General features: G+C 40.1%; 16 protein-coding genes. 10 read left to right on the top strand and 6 right to left on the bottom strand.

Features of this window, described 5'->3' with window-relative positions; genetic code table 11:
* Window positions 1–2 precede the first annotated feature (2 nt).
* The 7 genes from PGX00_RS20695 (at window position 3) to kduI (ending at window position 4,818) form a co-directional block, all read left to right on the top strand.
* Window positions 3–518: a YgjV family protein gene (locus PGX00_RS20695; RefSeq protein ID WP_272140128.1), complete on the top strand. Its 516-nt coding sequence runs from the start codon at window positions 3–5 to the stop codon at window positions 516–518.
* 27 nt (window positions 519–545) lie between these two features.
* Entirely contained in the window at window positions 546–866 is a 321-nt protein-coding gene (locus tag PGX00_RS20690) for a cupin domain-containing protein (RefSeq protein WP_272140126.1), read from the top strand.
* A 53-nt stretch (window positions 867–919) separates the two neighbouring features.
* The gene (locus PGX00_RS20685; RefSeq protein WP_272140124.1) at window positions 920–1,561 is read left to right on the top strand and encodes an RpiB/LacA/LacB family sugar-phosphate isomerase; all 642 of its coding nucleotides are present in this window, start codon (window positions 920–922) and stop codon (window positions 1,559–1,561) included.
* A 154-nt stretch (window positions 1,562–1,715) separates the two neighbouring features.
* A complete protein-coding gene (kdgK, locus tag PGX00_RS20680) occupies window positions 1,716–2,642 on the top strand; it encodes a 2-dehydro-3-deoxygluconokinase (protein ID WP_272140121.1) in 927 nt (308 codons plus the stop codon).
* A gap of 11 nt (window positions 2,643–2,653) precedes the next feature.
* Entirely contained in the window at window positions 2,654–3,277 is a 624-nt protein-coding gene (locus tag PGX00_RS20675) for a bifunctional 4-hydroxy-2-oxoglutarate aldolase/2-dehydro-3-deoxy-phosphogluconate aldolase (protein WP_272140119.1), read from the top strand.
* 15 nt (window positions 3,278–3,292) lie between these two features.
* Window positions 3,293–3,757 (top strand): YhcH/YjgK/YiaL family protein, encoded by a 465-nt coding sequence (locus PGX00_RS20670; RefSeq protein WP_272140117.1) that lies wholly within the window; start codon window positions 3,293–3,295, stop codon window positions 3,755–3,757.
* Window positions 3,758–3,981: 224 nt separating this feature from the next.
* Entirely contained in the window at window positions 3,982–4,818 is an 837-nt protein-coding gene (gene kduI, locus PGX00_RS20665) for a 5-dehydro-4-deoxy-D-glucuronate isomerase (protein ID WP_272140115.1), read from the top strand.
* Between the two features lie 78 nt (window positions 4,819–4,896).
* On the opposite strand, the gene PGX00_RS20660 is transcribed toward kduI, so the two are convergent.
* The 5 genes from PGX00_RS20660 to PGX00_RS20640 all read right to left on the bottom strand — a co-directional run bounded on the left by PGX00_RS20660 (window position 4,897) and on the right by PGX00_RS20640 (window position 10,956).
* On the bottom strand, window positions 4,897–6,528 hold the full coding sequence (locus tag PGX00_RS20660) for a pectate lyase (RefSeq protein ID WP_272140113.1): 1,632 nt from the start codon (window positions 6,526–6,528) through the stop codon (window positions 4,897–4,899).
* A 175-nt stretch (window positions 6,529–6,703) separates the two neighbouring features.
* Window positions 6,704–7,990, bottom strand: a complete 1,287-nt coding sequence (locus tag PGX00_RS20655; RefSeq protein ID WP_272140110.1) for an ABC transporter substrate-binding protein — start codon at window positions 7,988–7,990, stop codon at window positions 6,704–6,706.
* 19 nt (window positions 7,991–8,009) lie between these two features.
* The gene (locus tag PGX00_RS20650; RefSeq protein ID WP_272140108.1) at window positions 8,010–9,149 is read right to left on the bottom strand and encodes an ABC transporter ATP-binding protein; all 1,140 of its coding nucleotides are present in this window, start codon (window positions 9,147–9,149) and stop codon (window positions 8,010–8,012) included.
* Between the two features lie 17 nt (window positions 9,150–9,166).
* Window positions 9,167–10,069 carry a carbohydrate ABC transporter permease gene (locus PGX00_RS20645; RefSeq protein WP_272140105.1) on the bottom strand — a complete coding sequence of 301 codons (903 nt, stop codon included), beginning with the start codon at window positions 10,067–10,069 and terminating at the stop codon, window positions 9,167–9,169.
* Window positions 10,070–10,071: 2 nt separating this feature from the next.
* On the bottom strand, window positions 10,072–10,956 hold the full coding sequence (locus tag PGX00_RS20640; protein ID WP_272140104.1) for a carbohydrate ABC transporter permease: 885 nt from the start codon (window positions 10,954–10,956) through the stop codon (window positions 10,072–10,074).
* A 627-nt stretch (window positions 10,957–11,583) separates the two neighbouring features.
* Here PGX00_RS20640 and PGX00_RS20635 point away from each other — a divergent pair.
* From PGX00_RS20635 to PGX00_RS20625, 3 genes are all read left to right on the top strand, one after another.
* Window positions 11,584–12,750 (top strand): oligogalacturonate lyase family protein, encoded by a 1,167-nt coding sequence (locus tag PGX00_RS20635; protein ID WP_272140102.1) that lies wholly within the window; start codon window positions 11,584–11,586, stop codon window positions 12,748–12,750.
* 171 nt (window positions 12,751–12,921) lie between these two features.
* Window positions 12,922–14,913: a methyl-accepting chemotaxis protein gene (locus PGX00_RS20630; protein WP_322107898.1), complete on the top strand. Its 1,992-nt coding sequence runs from the start codon at window positions 12,922–12,924 to the stop codon at window positions 14,911–14,913.
* A gap of 10 nt (window positions 14,914–14,923) precedes the next feature.
* Entirely contained in the window at window positions 14,924–15,994 is a 1,071-nt protein-coding gene (locus tag PGX00_RS20625) for a pectinesterase family protein (protein WP_272140100.1), read from the top strand.
* 159 nt (window positions 15,995–16,153) lie between these two features.
* On the opposite strand, the gene PGX00_RS20620 is transcribed toward PGX00_RS20625, so the two are convergent.
* Complete coding sequence (locus tag PGX00_RS20620) at window positions 16,154–17,641, bottom strand: UxaA family hydrolase (protein ID WP_272140098.1); 1,488 nt, start codon at window positions 17,639–17,641, stop codon at window positions 16,154–16,156.

Here is a 17,641-nt window from a genome sequence, read left to right as displayed (position 1 = left end):
AAATGAATCTAGACTTATCGTTAGGCCAACTACTTGGTTTTGTCAGCTTCGCGTTAGGAGTTTCAACCTTCTACCAAAAAGATGACCGGAAATTAAAAGTGTTGATGTTGATATTTAACATTAATCACCTTGTACATTACATACTTTTGGGATCGATAATGTCTGCGCTTGCCGCCTTATTATCGGCAATACGAACTGGGACGTCCATTTACACATCGTCAAAAAAGGTAGCTGCATTTTTTGTCGTTTTAGGTTTAGGTTTAGGGCTTTATCTTGCGGAAGAGTGGTGGACGTTGTTTCCAATCGTTGGGACGATGATAGGCACCTTGGCAGTGTTTGCATTTCAAGGCATCCAAATGAGGCTTTGTTTTATTGTTGGCGCGTGCTGTTGGCTTATTAACAATATTATCATTGGTTCTTATGGCGGGGTCATGCTTGAAGTCAGCGTATTAACAATGAACATCATTACAATATATCGGCTCGTTAAAATTAAGAATAAAAACGTAGCTGTGTACTGATTCGACTAAATTAACTTAGGAAGATAAATGTTTATTTTCAATAAAGAAATACCTCTAGAAGACCTGGGTGAAGGCGTTTCTCGTAAAATTCTTGCTTACAGCGAGAGCATAATGACCGTCGAAGTTTACTTTGAAAATGGGGCGATAGGTGCTATGCACAACCACCCTCATGAACAGATCACTTATGTTCTTTCTGGTGAATTTGAATTCACCATCGGCGAAGAGACAAAAATTGTTTCAGCCGGAGATACTCTCTATAAAGAACCAAACGTTATGCATGGATGCCGCTGCCTAAAGGCCGGTGTACTGCTAGATAATTTCACTCCCATGCGTAAAGATTTTGTTTAGAAAACGATTATTCTACTAATTGAAACTCGCGGATTATCCGTAAGGAATTAAAAATGAAAATTGCATTAATGATGGAAAACAGCCAAGCCGGTAAAAATGCGGCGGTGTTGAGCGAACTTAATCATGTTGTCTCAGCACAAGGTGATTCGGTTTATAACGTTGGGATGTCTGACGAGAATGACCATCACCTAACCTATATCCACCTGGGAATTATGGCAAGCATTCTAATTAACTCAAAAGCAGTTGATTTTGTTGTCACGGGTTGCGGTACTGGCCAAGGTGCAATGATGTCGCTAAATATTCATCCAAATATTGTTTGTGGATACTGCCTAGACCCATCCGATGCGTTCTTGTTTAACCAAATTAACAATGGTAACGCTTTATCTTTAGCATTTGCTAAAGGCTTCGGTTGGGGCGCAGAATTGAACGTACGCTATATATTCGAAAAAGCCTTTACAACAGGAGAGCGTGGTCAAGGATATCCGCTAGAAAGAGCTGAGCCTCAGCAACGTAACGCAGCCATTCTTAATGATGTTAAAGGTGCTGTTGTAAAAGACAGTTACTTAGACACACTTCGTGCAATGGATCAAGAACTTGTTAAGACCGCAGTATCAGGTGAGCGCTTTAAATCTTGTTTCGCTGAGAACTGTCAAGTTCCAGAGATCGCTGACTATATTAAAGAACTTTTAGCTTAGTTCTTGTTGTGGCTGCCTTTGTCGGGGAAGCAGTCTAACATTTTGCCAGCCTAGAAATAGGCTGGCATTTTTTAAAATTTGACTGACTTACTGTACTTATTATCTCAAGGTCGTCTTATCAAGATTCTATCTAACAAAACTAGAGTACCTTTCTATGAATATCAACCGTGTAGCCATCATTGGCGAATGTATGGTGGAGCTTCGTAAAACAGCTCAAGGCTTAGAACAAGGCTTTGGTGGTGATACGCTTAATACCGCTGTCTATTTATCTCGTTTAACCTATCCTTCAAACATTACTACGTCCTATGTAACCGGGCTTGGTAGTGACCCTTTTAGTTCAGATATGCTTGCTCAGTGGCGTGATGAAAATCTGGATACGCAATTAGTTCATCAAGTAGAAAACCGAGTTCCTGGTATCTATGCGATAGAGACTGCACCTGATGGTGAACGCAACTTTTACTACTGGCGTAACGAGTCAGCGGCGAAATTTTGGCTAAGAGACCAGAGTATTGACGAACTGGTAGAAAACTTATCAAGCCACCAGCTTATCTATCTTAGTGGAATAAGCCTTGCAATTTTACCAGATGACTGCCGACAAACGCTTATCAAAACGCTTAAGCTTTGCAAAGCACAAGGCACTATGATTGCGTTTGATAATAATTATAGACCTGCGTTATGGGGCTCGATTCAAGAAGCGCAAGAATGGTATAGAGAAATTTTAGCACTTACTGATATTGCTTTTCTAACCTACGACGACGAAGTCATGCTTTGGGGTGACAAAAACGAGCAAGATTCAATTTCTAGAACGCAGTCGTTCGGTGTTGAGGAAATTGTTATCAAACGTGGTGCAGAAGCATGTTTTGTTATTTCAGACAATCAATTAACCGAAGTACCTGCGAGTCAAATCACTAACATTATTGATACCACGGCCGCGGGTGATTCATTCAGCGCCGGATACCTAGCGAAACGAATCCTTGGCGGTTCAAAAAAAGAGTCTGCTCTTGCTGGACATAAAGTTGCAGGGACCGTCATTCAACATCGTGGTGCTGTCATTCCTAAAAATATGACGCCTACTTTATAAGGAGCAAATTTGTGAACACATTAAATAAACAATTACAGGCTATTAAAGTCGTTCCCGTTATCGCCATCAATGATGCAGAAAAAGCAGCGAAACTTGCGCAAGTATTAGTAGAAAACGGTTTACCTTGTGCGGAAGTTACCTTCAGAACGGAGCAGGCCGCACAAGCAATAAAAAATATGCGCGCGGCTTTCCCGGATATGCTTATCGGGGCAGGAACAGTATTAACAAGCACTCAAGTCGACCAAGCGATTGATGCCGGAGTTGATTTTATTGTTAGCCCTGGTTTTAACCCTACTACCGTCAAATACTGTCAACAACGCGGCATGCCAATTATTCCAGGTATTAACAACCCGAGCCTAGTCGAACAAGCGATGGAGATGGGATTAGACACATTAAAGTTTTTCCCAGCCGAGCCTTCAGGTGGTGTCGCAATGTTAAAAGCACTATCAGCTGTTTACCCAATTAAATTCATGCCGACAGGTGGTGTTAACCCTAAAAATGTTAATGACTACCTTTCTATTCCGACGGTACTTGCTTGCGGTGGTACATGGATGATTCCTAACGATTTAATTGAAAATGACAAATGGGAAGAGTTAGGACAATTGGTCGCTGAAGTGGCTGGAATCCTTCAATAAATACAAAGGCTGATTATGTTATTTGGAAACGTAAACAAATTATCACTAGCTCCGTTCGTCTATACTGTTGTGCGCAAATGGATCAACGAGGCAGTGATAATAGCGGCGAATAATGATGAAGGTAGATTTACCCTTTCCGATGACAGAGTGTTTGTCATTCTAGCAACTGGTGACACGGAAAAAACGGATCAAAGAAAGGCTGAAATTCATAAGAAATACATTGATATTCAAATTCTTTTAGAAGGCGAAGAACGCATCGGATATTCTAATGACCTTGATGATAATTTTGCCTCGCTAAGTAAACTAAAGGACGACGTTCTTTTCATTGAAGATGTGAAAAACGAAAACTTTGTTGACTTAAGACCTGGTGACTTTGCACTTTTCTACCCTAACCAAATTCATAGACCAATGTGTGCGATTAGCACCCCCACCAGAATCAAAAAGGCCGTCATCAAAGCACCAGTAAGTATTTTTAGTTGAGTAACCGCGCAATTTTTTCTGAAGATAAAACAACTTTCGAGCTGTTTCATCTTCAGATCTCTTCTAAAAACCTCTTGACACAAACCCTATTATTTAAAATAAATCACACCAACAAGAAACGACGTTTTATTTTTAATTAGGTACCACCATATTATTAAAAATAAAAATGTAAGTAATTTTAACCATATGTAACCAAAGTGTTAAATGCAATAACGGAGACCCACATGTTTATTAACTATAACAATAATCCTGTAGATACCAAGCTATATGATACGACAAGGCTAAGACAAGAGTTCTTAACTGAGGCACTTTTTAAACCTGATGACATTTGCGTCGTATATAGCCATATCGATCGCGTCGTAGCTCTGGGCGTCAGTGCTTCCACAGAAGTATTAGCACTAAACGATCACATCAATGACAAAGCGTTTGGTACTGATTCCTTCCTCGAAAGAAGAGAACTCGGTATTATTAATTTAGGTGAAAAAGCAGAGGTTCGCTGTAAACAACAAACATATATCCTCGAACCTCTTGATGCGCTGTATTTAGGAAAAGGCGAACAGGATATTGAATTTGTCTCTTTAACCGATAAGCATACATCTCTATATTGTTTGAGTGCTCCCGCGCATAAGACTTATCCTTCGCGCCTTATTCGCCGCTCCGAAGCCAAAGTGGTAGAACTAGGCTCTTCTGAAAATTCTAATGCTCGTGTTATCAATCAATATCTTCATCCTGATGTATTACCAACTTGTCAGTTATGCATGGGAGCAACGCATTTAGAGCCTGGGAGTGTATGGAATACGATGCCAGCTCACACTCATGAAAGAAGGATGGAAGCCTACCTTTATTTTAATGTGAAACCGGATCAAGTCGTTTTTCATTTCATGGGTGAGCCGAGCGAAACACGACATATTATTGTCCGAAATAAGCAGTTGGTCCTTTCACCAAGTTGGTCTATTCATTCTGGTTGCGGTACGGCAAACTATAGCTTTGTATGGGGCATGCTCGGTGAAAACCAAACATTTGATGACATGGATTTTGTCGATATGAATGAGATTAAATAGCTTTCCCAGCCTGTTATAAAGCAAGCTTTTAATGTACTGAACTTCATCAATACATTAAAAGCTGATTCTAGTGATTTCTTAAACTATCTGGTTGTATACCACTTCATAGTCGTATACAACCTTCTCTTTACCATCGATACTTTGATCTCCATGCAAGTACCCTCCCGTAGATATCGCAATCGGAATTTTCTGATACTGTCCTTGATTAGCGGCCTCTATCGCGATAAGTGCATAAGGAATGGGATCATCAAGCCGTGCGTATTTATGCTTCTCGCTGGGAATAAAAAAGCCGAAGTGATAATGAGTTCTTAATAGGTTTTCCCCAACGACTTGCGTTAGTGCTAAGAACTCACGAGTTCCTGTTAGTTCTATCAATTCTAATAGCGCAAACACGAGATATGGTGATGCGATCTCAGTCTCTGAAGACAACGTATTTGGCTTTAACGTTTCTGGATGAAGATCACCTAAACCAAAACGTTTAAACATTTTTACGGTAAGCTCACGCAACGCCTTATCTGTTGAATTTGCACAAGCGCGAACAAGGGTAAGAAGATAAGCCGGATCGTTTTTCTGAGGCGAAAGTTGCGTTCCTTTACTCCCATAATAACCGTCACGTTTAAATGTCAAACCACTCAAATCAACACCATCATTCCACATAGGCAGAATTTGATTCTTTTGTTCGTCCCATGCGTATTTGAAGTAAGCTTTTATCCCTTCGACAGCCCAAAGTGCCATGTCAGTGTCTTGAGTAAGTTCGGCACACTCTAAAATAGCCATCGGATTATCAACGACAACAGGCCAACAGTCTCTAAATAACGCATTAGCCTCTTTCGCTATTTCTCCAAATTCTTTGCCAAATTGTCGTTTTGCACGATCACCAAACCAAGAAAAAGTGATTTTATCATCCGTTGGGACAGGTTCTCTTTGTAATGGAGAAGAGAACTGATAAACCGGCATACCAGTATGTGGGTTTCTAGCAAGAACAAATTGTCTGTATAAATGCTTAGCCCATTTTTTAGCATCTACATCAGAGGTATATTTATAGTAATAACACGCAGCGTAAATCAAGTCAGTCGATGCATTTACAAAAGTGAGGCCAACGGTCTGCGGTAATTCAGGCCACTTTTCTGGGTCAACAACGGGTTTGGGTTCAAACTGCTGGAATACATTCTCTGGACACTCTTTTCCATATTCACCATGTCGACTTAAATCCAATGTTTCCCAATTACTGATGTGCGATTGCCAAAAACCACGTAAAAACCTCTCGGTCTTCGTCGGTTCTACTTCATGCAACAAATCGTAAAATGGAAAATGATGTTTAAGTTCATGTACACACTCTTTACTCGCGGGGCCTTCTATCTGGCCCGATAATAAATTAACAAACCGGTGGCCACCCCAGTGAAATAGACCGCTTTCACTGTCAACGTAATGATTTAAAAAATATTGAACAGTTTCGATTGCTTGATGTTTAAACTTCGCCTCCCCCGTAACAACCTCTAATGCAATCAATCCGCGAATAAAATTTTGTTGGCTAGCAAAATTGCTCATCGGCGCTGTATGGCCATCGGGATAACACCAATGTGCTGGCGATGATGTTCTTACTTCGATGCCATCAGCTAATAAAGGACTACCCGGCCCTTTTGCTAATTCGTAAGCATGTTGGTAATACTGTTTCAAAATGGGAATAAAGGATAAACGAGAGTCTGACATGGAAAACTCCAAAACATAGTCAATACTTAAAAAGAAAAAAACGAAATTAAATTAGGTTTAACTAGAATAAGCATACCGTTGTGAGTACAACTTGAACTTACACTTTTTAGCGAGGAAAAAGGTGCCTGTACAACGAAGAAAGCCCCCAACTATGGGGGCTAATCGTTTTTACTTATTACTTAGCAATACGCTTGAGAACACGATTACCTTTGCGCAAAAAGTTAGCAGCGGACTCTTTTGCTGTCGATTTTCCGTAATCCAAATGCTGCATCTCTTCAGAGAACAACTCCATTAATTGTGCATTATCTGTATATGCAGTTGGAGCAATCACTTTTGGTAATTGCTGCGCTTGAGAATAACCTTGGAACTGTAAGCTTTGAGGATCAACAACACCTGCATTTTGTAGCGTTTCTAGACCTGTTTGACTTAGTGGGATACCACGAACCAAGCCAAGTGCAGCCACACCATCAGGATCATTTAACAAGAAGTTAACCAGTTTAGCAGCTTCTTCAGGGTGCTCTGTATTACGACCAATAGAGAACATCATTGAAGGTCTAGCCAGTAAACCACTGTCCGTTGCACCTGGTAACATTGGATAGTCACCAAGTTCTAGTGCCATTGGTGGTTGCAAGTTAGCTGTGTATTTGGCAATAGCCGTATCCCACATGTATAAGCCACCAAAGCGACCATCAATCCAAGGACGCATTTCATACAGGTTACCTTTACCGTACGAAGAGAACTCTTTGGTTGAAGGGAACAAGTGATTATTAACTTGATCCACGTAAAGTTGGAAAAACTCCTCCATCTCAGTGCTATTAAAGTTCAGCAAATTCGTATCGTGATTAATGATATCTTTGCCGTTCTTTTGAATCATGTAAGAACGGTTCATCGCAAAGACATCACGAGCTTCAATAACTAATGGATAATGGTCTGCACCTAGGTTTTCTTTAAATGCATTACCCGCGGCCATTAACTGATCCCAGTTTTTCGGGTAGCTAACACCTGCTTTTTCCCACATGGTTTTATTAAAGTAAAACACACGCGAAGTCATACTCACTGGTAAACCATTGACGTTTCCACCCGTTGTCGTCATCTTGATAGACTGCTCTGGGAAACTAGCAATGTTAAGTTCTTTGCTCTTCTGGTTCAGGTCATAGAACCCACTTCCATCACGCGAGAAGATTGGCAACCAGTTCCAGTTTGTTTGCATTACGTCTGGCTCAGTGTTACCCGCAATTTGAGTTGTTAGACGAGATAAATGTCCATCCCAACCGGTATACTCAGCTTTTACAACAATGTCAGGGTATTTCTCTTCAAATTTTTCAAGCGCTTTCAGAGTCGCTTGGTGACGAGAGTTACCTCCCCACCATGACATACGAAGTTCTGTTTCTGCATAAGCGTTCGCAGATGTAGCTGCAATTGCTAGTGCGGTGAGGGTTGTAGTAAGTACCTTTTTGTTCATAGCTATTTCTCCAAGCTAATTATTGTTTTAATGAGATATTTCGTTCAGTTTCTTTATCGAAGATGTGGGCTTTATTCATTTCGACAATAAACTTAACGCCCTTCCTCAATTCCATGTTTAGTTTCGATTTCGCGTCGTCAATTGGCACTCGAGCCGTGAACTCGTTTTTGCCAACTAAGAAATAGACAAACACTTCATGTCCCATATTTTCCATACGAATGACATCACCTATCAAAGTTTGAGCGCTTTCATCTTCAGATAGCTCTAACGAAATATTGTCTGGACGGAGGCCAAGAACCGTATTTTTATATCCATTTGAGATGACATTGTTAGCTTTGTGTTCTGGGAGAATCAATTTCTGTCCATCGATAATGACGCTAAGTTCATGCTCACCTTCTTGCCCAAGTACTACATCATGTAGGTTCATTTCTGGAGCACCTATAAATCCAGCTACAAACATATTTACAGGGTTGTTATACAACTCTTCCGGAGTGTCGACTTGCATTATCTCGCCTAACTTCATAACACAAATGCGATCACCCATAGTCATTGCTTCAGTCTGATCGTGGGTTACATATACAGCGGTTGCTGGTTTGTTTTCCGCTTTTAAATGCTTATGCAAATCGGAGATTCGTACTCGCATAGATGCACGCAGTTTTGCATCCAGATTAGACAACGGTTCATCAAACAAGAATACTTCTGGTTTCTTAACGATGGCCCTTCCTACTGCAACACGCTGAGCCTGACCACCAGATAATTGACGAGGAAGACGATCCAGCAAGTCTTCTATTTCGAGAATGACTGCCGCTTCATTGACGCGCTTATCAATTTCTGTTTTTGGTAATTTCTGTAGCTTCAAACCAAAACCAAGGTTGTCTTTAACCGTCATGTGTGGATACAACGCATAGTTTTGGAATACCATTGCTATACCGCGGTCTTTCGGAGCTAGATTATTTACAACCTTCCCTCCAATTACGACTTCTCCTCCAGTTATGTTTTCCAACCCAGCGAGCATTCTCAGTGTGGTAGATTTAGCGCAACCAGACGGCCCTACAATAACGAGGAACTCACCATCATTGATTTTTAAATCTATACCGTGAACTGCTTGAAAACCGTTTGAATATGTTTTTTCTAATTTGTTAAAATGTACTTCAGCCATTGTTTTTACTCCGAAAATTAACCTTTAATACCGCTACTCGTTACGCCTTCAACAAAATATTTTTGAGACATGAAGAACACGATGATAGATGGGATGATTGCGATTGATGCCATAGCAAGAATTTCGTTCCACTTAGCGCCTTCTGTAACGTCAATAGACATTTTCAGTGCTAACGCAATTGGGAATTTCTCAACACTTGAGACATAGATTAGTGGGCCTAAGAAATCGTTAACTGACCACATAAACTGGAACAGAGCGACTGAAATAATTGCTGGGCGAATAACTGGAATCACCACGTGCCATAGCACCTGGAAAGAGTTACAGCCATCAATCATTGCTGCTTCTTCCATATCTGTTGGTACACCTCTTAAAAACTGAACCAACATGAATACGAAAAAGCCTTGAGTCGCGAATGCCAGAGGAAGATACAGTGGTAAGTAACTATCCAGTAAACCCATCTCTCGGAACATTAAATATTGCGGAATAAGCAATACAGACTGAGGAAGAAGAACAGTCGCTATCAACGTAGCGAACCAAAACTTCTTCCATGGAATATCAAATCTAGCGAAGCCATAAGCGACGATAGTAGATGAAACAACAGTGAAAAATACTTTCGGCAATACATAAGCAAAAGTATTTAAAATGTAGTGACCAAAAGTAAATTCAGTACCCGTTTTCCAACCGTTAATGAATCCCTCTAAACTCCACTCACTTGGTATGAGACTCATCGAAGAAAAAATCTCATGGTTTGGTTTCATTGCCGCGGTAAACATCCACAGCAATGGATAAAGCATCAACGAACCAACAGCAATCAGTACTGTATATCGGATGGCAGCATTAATTTTCTCACGACGAATTGTTCGTTCATTTGCAAGATTGTTTGCATCAGGCACTTTAGATTCGATAGTAGTTGTAGTCATGGTTACTTTCCTCCCTTATCACCAGAATAAAACACCCAGTATTTAGACGAACGGAATGTAATGGCGGTGAAAATGGCAACAACAATAAATAGAGCCCACGCAAGCGCACTTGAATAACCCATATCAAAGAATTTAAACGCGGTTTCGTAAATATAAAGAGAGATTAAATACGTCGATTTCATTGGCCCGCCACCTGTTATGACATAAGGGGCCGTAAACTCTTGGAACGCTTGAGTTGTTTGCATAATAAAGTTGAAAAAGATAACAGGCGTAATCAAAGGAATAGTGACCTTCAAGAACATTTGCCACTTACTCGCGCCGTCAATCAGTGCAGCTTCATACTGAGATTGAGGCACGTTCTGTAATGCTGCGAGGAAGATAACCATTGCGGAACCAAACTGCCACGCTCGCAACAAAGTAATTGAAAATAGTGCAAAAGAAGGCTCACCTAACCAATTGATAGGGTCCATACCAATGAAACCTAGCGCACCATTCAACACTCCATCGATAGCAAACAAAGCTCTCCATAGTACCGCGATGGCAATACTACTCCCTAAAATAGAGGGGATGTAATAAGCGGTCCTAAAGAAACCGATGCCTTTTAATTTAAAGTTAAGAATAAAGGCGATTAGCAACGCAAAAGCGAGCTTTACGGGGATGGTCAAGAAAACGTACATAAATGTAACGCTCATTGACTTCCAAAACAGATCATCCTCGGTGAGCATGTAGCGATAATTCTCAATGCCGACAAATTCCGGTGTCGTCATTAAGTCATAGTTGCTAAAGCTCATTAAAAATGATGCAACAAATGGAAAAGCGGTAAACACTAACAACCCTATTATATAGGGTGATAGGTACGCTAATCCAAGCTTACGATTTTCATACATTTTCTTGTCCTCGTACTTTAGGTTTATATCAAGGGAATGAATGCATCCACCTAATCGTCCCTTGATTTCTTTATTAATTAAACACGTCAAACTAAAGCACTGCCAGCTTACAAATTAATATATGTGATCATTGATCTGTTTTTTGTAACTAATTAATGTTTTTTATGAAACATCGTTCCGTTTTTAGGTGAATATATACAGGTGTTTTTATTTACTTAATATTTATCAAAAAGTTACGATTTAACTCTAACGATAAAAATCACAACCAATTGATAATTATATACTTAGGATGCCGATTTAATACATAGATTTTTGTTATCCCATACATGAATCACAAGGTCAAATAAACTGCATAACTTAGCATAAAAATAAAATACGTCACATTTTTAAAATTATGTTTCATTTTTATAATGGCAACTAATGATAAACTGTTCGTAATGGTTTATCATTCAAAAAACTTAGATTAAAAACGAGCGTTGGCACGACACCCTAAAATTAAGTCATCGAATCGGGAGCTCTACATTTGGATTGTCTTACGCCAATAAAGCCCCGTAACGGCTCGTTCGTTAAATACACTAAATTCACAGATTCAGGTTTAACCCTGTTTCGCTTGAAAGGAGAAATAAAATGGCAAAAGGCGATACGGTCAACCTGACCTTCGACTCTTTCATTGATGAAGATACAAAAGTTAAGGTGACTCGGTTAACCCCCAAAGGAACCACATGTCATCGAAATTATTTTTACCAAAAGTGTTTTACTAATGATGGAACCAAACTTCTATTTGCTGGTGATTTTGATATAAACCGAAACTACTATCTCTTAGATATAGCTAAACAGACAGCGGTTCAGTTGACCGATGGAATCGGTGACAATACTTTTGGTGGTTTTATATCGGCCGACGACAGCGCGTTTTTCTATGTTAAAAATGAACAGCACCTTAACCGTGTTGACCTTGCAACGCAGGAAGAAAAAACAATCTATACCGTTGAAAAAGGGTGGAAAGGTTATGGTACTTGGGTAGCAAATAGTGACTGTACAAAAGTCGTAGGTATTGAAATAAAAGAAAGTGATTGGAAACCATTAACAGATTGGAAAAAGTTTGCAGATTTTTATCATACCCACCCAACATGCAGATTAATTAAAGTCGATATTGAAACCGGTCAACTTGACGTTGTACATCAAGAGAGTGCTTGGCTAGGGCACCCTATTTACAGACCTTTTGACGACTCTACTGTCGGGTTTTGCCACGAAGGTCCTCACGATCTTGTTGACGCTCGTATGTGGTTGGTCAATGAGAACGGAGAAAACGTACGTAAAATAAAAGAACATGCTTCAGGTGAATCTTGTACACACGAATTCTGGATCCCTGATGGTTCCGCGATGGCTTATGTTTCTTACTTCAAAGGACAATCTGATCGCGTTATCTACAAAGTAAATCCAGATACTCTAGAGAACGAAAAAGTCATGATTATGCCTCCATGCTCTCATTTAATGAGTAATTATAATGGTTCGTTAATGGTGGGTGACGGTTGCGATTCTCCTGTTGATGTAGCAGATAACGCAGGCTACGATATAGAGAATGACCCGTTCTTATATATTCTAAACACTCAAACGAAAACGGCGCGAAAATTAGCCAAACACAATTCGTCTTGGGAAGTATTGGGAGGTGACCGCCAAATCACTCACCCGCATCCTTCTTTTATGCCAAACGATACCGGAGTCCTATTTACTAGTGATTTCGAAGGTGACCCTGCTATTTATATCGCCGATATCCCGCAAGATTTTAAGTCTTAATAATTCTATAGCAGCTCTATTGATTAACCCTTAACAGCACATGGTTGAGGGTTTTGAGATAGCTCAAAATTTTGTCTCATCCAATAATTTAAACATAACTATAGGATTGATCACTATGAATGGTAATTTTCGTTCGTTATTCAGAAACAAAAGTGTTGGTTATCAGATTAAATCAGCCACGATTGTCAGCTTACTTTTGGTTTTCGTTGGGCTTGCCTATTTTGTGTACACCAACGCTTCGAAGCTTTTTTAGAATCCGTTTATAATGAACAACAGTCCAAACTTGAAGCTATATCAAGCACGCTAAGTGGTCAGTTCAACGCCTATGTTGACACGACTCAAGTTTTAGCTTCCACACTAAGAAACGGGTATTTTTCTGGATTTGAAATAGAAGAATCAGATGTCGAGTTTTTAAATCAATCGATACGGAACATCAGTTTATATGGGCTTCCACTAGTCAACGATACTGAAATTGTCGATACCTTCACGCGCGACACAAATGCAAAAGCAACGCTATACACCTCTACAAGTGCTGGTTGGTTTGCTATTTCAAGTTCTCTTCTAAAGACAAATGGAGACCGTTATGTAGGCCATATTCTGGACGCATCTTTTGAAGGATACAACAGTCTAATAACTGGATCTGCTCACGTTAGTTACACTGAATATTCTGATAAAAAATATATTGCTTTTTTCGATCCAGTCAAGAACCAAAATGGAGAGGTGAACGCTATTTTTGCGGTGTTTCTGCCAGTCAATGAGACCACACAAGAGATGTTTGCTTCATTGAAACATATATATTGGGGGGAGACAGGTGGAACGATGATTGCGGACGCGAGCAAAAAACAATTTGGCTCTTTACTGCTTCACGACAACTCTATTAGCTCGGTTAAGAACATTAAGGCCTTAACAGATCATCAAGGTAACCAACCATTTGATATCCTAAATAAATCAGAACACGGGATCGTTCATTATTCCATTACCGACAACGGCACGATCAAAGACAAATATTCCTTATATACCCGAGTTCCTGGCTGGAACTGGATCCTGGTAGGGGGTACTTATAAGGATGAAATCACTCAAGATACTAATACGTTACTTAAATTGATTTGCATAATTTCGCTAATAGGCGCTTCTATTACTTATTTCAGTTTGAGCCTTATCCTAAACCCTGTCATTCGATCGATTAAAACTCTTTCTAACACTGTTAAAAGGCTGGGTAACGGCGAGTTGAGCATGAAACTTGCCGTCACTGCTCAATCAACACAAAGTGAAATTGTGCACTTAAACAACGGTGTGGCAAAAATGGCTAATCAATTACACACCCTAGTTAACAGAGTGCAACACTCAAGCCACGAGGTGAACTCGATTTCAGAACAAGTAACGGTTAATGCAAAGAAAAATTACGAACAATCAGAACAACAGCAAAACAAGCTGTTAGCGATTGCAACCGCAATAGAAGAACTCGCGACCTCTTCTCGTTCCGTCGCTGAACAAGTTGAATATATTGCCGAAAACACCACTCTAGCGGAAAGAAACACACAAGGAGGTCAACAAATTGTGATTAATCTCGTTGAGGAAATTCAATTACTTGACCAACATTTAATAGAGTTGTCGGATGCAAATAGGGCCGTGAATGTAAGTGCCAAAGCGATTCAATCTGTTATTGAGATTATTAGCGACATTGCCGGACAAACAAATTTACTTGCATTAAATGCGGCCATTGAAGCTGCCCGAGCTGGCGAGCAAGGAAGAGGTTTTGCAGTGGTTGCAGATGAAGTTCGTGCGCTGGCGCTAAAGACCCAGACTTCTGTAGGAAACATTGTTGAAAGTATCCAAGAGCTTGATAAATCGACTGAAGTAGCAAACAACCTCATGTTGTCCACTATAGAAAAGTCGAGTCAAGCGTTGGAAATTTCTCAATCGGCCAATCAAGCCCTTGAGTCGATTTCACAACAAGTCAGTACTATTTCATCGCATTCCGAATCTATCGCTAGTACCGCAGAAGAACAAGCACTCACCTCACAAGAGATATCTAAAAACTCCACGCAAATAAATGAGATCGGAAAATCAGGTCAAGCAGTCATTAGCAAGACACTTGAAAACACTCAATTACTTGAGAAAGAAGCCCACGAACTACAACGGCAAATTAATCAATTTCACTAGATAACACAGTATGAATATCACGCCTTTTAATAGCCCATTTGATGATACAGATACGGCAACAAGAATAGACCAGATCGTCGATATAAATGGTAGGGGCGACTTTACGTCCATACAACAATGTATTGATGCAGCTCCTAAAGGCAATAAAGGTACTGTAATTTATATACGTAAAGGGACATACCGAGAAAAACTTCATATTACACGCGATAATATTACTCTGATAGGCGAGCATGCTGATGAAACTATTATTACGTCTAGTACTGCAAACGGGATGTTGGATCAAAATGGAAGAATCTGGGCGACAAGAGATAGCAGAACCGTATCTATTGACGCAGAATACTTCCATGCCTGTAATCTGACGATTAAAAACGGGTTCGACTTTCTAAAAAACCAAAAAAAGTCCCCTTCCGATCCAACAAGAATACTTAATACACAAGCAGTTGCTCTCTTGTTAAGTCCTGCCTGCCATCATGCTGAACTGCACAACATCAATCTAATTAGCTACCATGATACGTTGTACATTTTAGGCAATGACAATTTGTTTAAGAATGTCATGATTTGCGGAACTGTTGATTTTATTTTTGGTTCGGGAAGTGCTTTCTTTCATCGATGTGACATTGTGTGTCGGTTTAGGGACGACATAAAACACGATGAACCAATGGGTTTCGTATGTGCACCAAGCACAGATATTAACCAGAAGTTAGGGTTTGTTTTTTATCACTGCTCATTGAAAAAGGAGAACCCACTAGTATCCAAAGGAAGCTATGGGCTTGGGCGACCGTGGCACCCAACTACCTCTTTTCCTGATGGTACATATGCCGACCCTAACGCGATAGGCAGCGCTATATTTATAACTTGTTTTATGGACGATCATATATATGGTTGGGATATAATGCATGGTCGTAATCATCAAGGCAGACTAATTAGTTTCTACCCAGAACACGCACGTTTCTTTGAATACGGAAATTATGGTAAAGGGACTCTCTCTAATAAGAAAACAAGACGCCAGTTAAGCAAGAGACAATCAGATAGCATCATACAGTTAATTTTTAGCCAGCATCCATCTTTTGTCCAAAATTAAATATCAATTTAGTAAAATATATAATTTTTCGTATTAAGAATGTAGATAGATCAATTTTAATTTAATTTTAATTCCATCTTGTTTAATTTGATTTTAATTTACCCTATCTTGCCAATACATTAATGCATAATTATATTGGCAAGGTATTGGGAATTATTATTATAAGGTCACACCATTTTTCCAGATAGCCAGTTCCCTTATTCCATTCTCCTCATTTTTGGCTAATTCACCACTCGCTATTGACGCAATTTTGTCTACAAAACTATCTAATAACATTGTCATGTTTTTATCTTGCGAAACGAGCAATCCAGCGTCAAAATCTATCCAATGCGGCTTGCGCGTCGCTAACTCGGTATTGGTTGCGATTTTTACCGTTGGAACAAATCCTCCATAGGGGGTTCCTCGGCCAGTTGAAAACAAAACCATATGACATCCGGCGGCACCAAGAGCACTGGTCGCGATAGCATCATTACCGGGTGCATTAAGTAAATTCAGCCCCGTTTTAGTCAGTTTTTTGGTGTAGTCGATTACATCTACGACTTCACTTGAACCCGCCTTTTGGGTACAACCAAGCGATTTATCTTCGAGCGTGGTAATCCCACCAGCTTTATTCCCAGGAGAAGGATTTTCGTAAATAGGCAAATCATGACTTAAGTAATACTGTTTGAATCCATTTACCATCTCTACAATTTTTTCAAATACCACTTTGTTTGAAGCCCTATTCATTAAAATGGTTTCTGCTCCAAACATCTCAGGCACTTCCGTTAGTACTGTTGTCCCCCCATTTACGATCATATTGTCAGAAAAAACACCCAGTAGTGGATTCGCTGTAATGCCAGAAAGCCCATCACTGCCTCCACACTCTAACCCAAACTTTAGCTCCGACAATTTACCCGCTTCTCGCTGGTCATTTTCCATCACTTTTAGTAGCGACTTTAAATGTTCTACCCCTTCGGTTCGTTCATTTTCGCTGTTCTGCGCCACCATAAAATGTACTCGGTCCGCATCATAACCAGGAATTCCTTCCATAAATGGCTTAATCTGGTTGTTTTCACAACCAAGTCCGATCACTAATACACCACCAGCATTGGGATGAGTCACCATACTTTGTAACAGCTGCTTTGTGGTTTCATGGTCATCACCCAGTTGAGAGCAACCAAATTGATGTGTGAATACATGCACGCCATCTATTGCTGAGGTATCGCACTCTGATTCAAACTGTTTTGCTATCTGCTGAGCAATACCATTCACACACCCTACCGTAGGGATTAGCCAAATTTCATTTCGTATCGATACATCTCCGTTCTTCCTACGGTACAACTTCACATCTCGATCTCGCCCCTCGCCAAGGGGATCTATCGTCACAGGTTCATATTGATATTTAGCAGCGTCACTGAGATTAGTTTTGGCATTGTGGCTATGTATCCATTCACCAGCGTCAATATCGCTCGTCGCGTGCCCAAAAGGTTCACCATACTTAATCAGTTTTTGACCTTTCAAAATCTTTTCCAAAGCAATCTTATGACCTTTGCCAATATCTTGCTTTAACACAATCGCGTTTTCTTCACCAATTAGAGAGCCATTAGCCATAGGCTCTATCGCCACGGCGACGTTGTCTTTTTTGTTGATTTGAATCCAAGATTTCAT

Origin of the sequence: Vibrio algarum, from assembly GCF_028204155.1 — a bacterium.
Taxonomy (GTDB): domain Bacteria; phylum Pseudomonadota; class Gammaproteobacteria; order Enterobacterales; family Vibrionaceae; genus Vibrio; species Vibrio algarum.
The sequence above is the reverse complement of the archived record's forward strand: the minus strand, read 5'-3'. Positions and strand labels throughout refer to the sequence as shown.

Excerpts from the sequence above, each read along its gene's own strand:
- PGX00_RS20695 (WP_272140128.1), top strand. The coding sequence starts at position 3 with ATGAATCTAGACTTATCGTTAGGCCAACTACTTGGTTTTGTCAGCTTC.
- PGX00_RS20690 (WP_272140126.1), top strand. The coding sequence starts at position 546 with ATGTTTATTTTCAATAAAGAAATACCTCTAGAAGACCTGGGTGAAGGC.
- PGX00_RS20685 (WP_272140124.1), top strand. The coding sequence starts at position 920 with ATGAAAATTGCATTAATGATGGAAAACAGCCAAGCCGGTAAAAATGCG.
- kdgK (WP_272140121.1), top strand. The coding sequence starts at position 1,716 with ATGAATATCAACCGTGTAGCCATCATTGGCGAATGTATGGTGGAGCTT.
- PGX00_RS20670 (WP_272140117.1), top strand. The coding sequence starts at position 3,293 with ATGTTATTTGGAAACGTAAACAAATTATCACTAGCTCCGTTCGTCTAT.
- kduI (WP_272140115.1), top strand. The coding sequence starts at position 3,982 with ATGTTTATTAACTATAACAATAATCCTGTAGATACCAAGCTATATGAT.
- PGX00_RS20660 (WP_272140113.1), bottom strand. The coding sequence starts at position 6,528 with ATGTCAGACTCTCGTTTATCCTTTATTCCCATTTTGAAACAGTATTAC.
- PGX00_RS20655 (WP_272140110.1), bottom strand. The coding sequence starts at position 7,990 with ATGAACAAAAAGGTACTTACTACAACCCTCACCGCACTAGCAATTGCA.
- PGX00_RS20650 (WP_272140108.1), bottom strand. The coding sequence starts at position 9,149 with ATGGCTGAAGTACATTTTAACAAATTAGAAAAAACATATTCAAACGGT.
- PGX00_RS20645 (WP_272140105.1), bottom strand. The coding sequence starts at position 10,069 with ATGACTACAACTACTATCGAATCTAAAGTGCCTGATGCAAACAATCTT.
- PGX00_RS20640 (WP_272140104.1), bottom strand. The coding sequence starts at position 10,956 with ATGTATGAAAATCGTAAGCTTGGATTAGCGTACCTATCACCCTATATA.
- PGX00_RS20635 (WP_272140102.1), top strand. The coding sequence starts at position 11,584 with ATGGCAAAAGGCGATACGGTCAACCTGACCTTCGACTCTTTCATTGAT.
- PGX00_RS20625 (WP_272140100.1), top strand. The coding sequence starts at position 14,924 with ATGAATATCACGCCTTTTAATAGCCCATTTGATGATACAGATACGGCA.
- PGX00_RS20620 (WP_272140098.1), bottom strand. The coding sequence starts at position 17,641 with ATGAAATCTTGGATTCAAATCAACAAAAAAGACAACGTCGCCGTGGCG.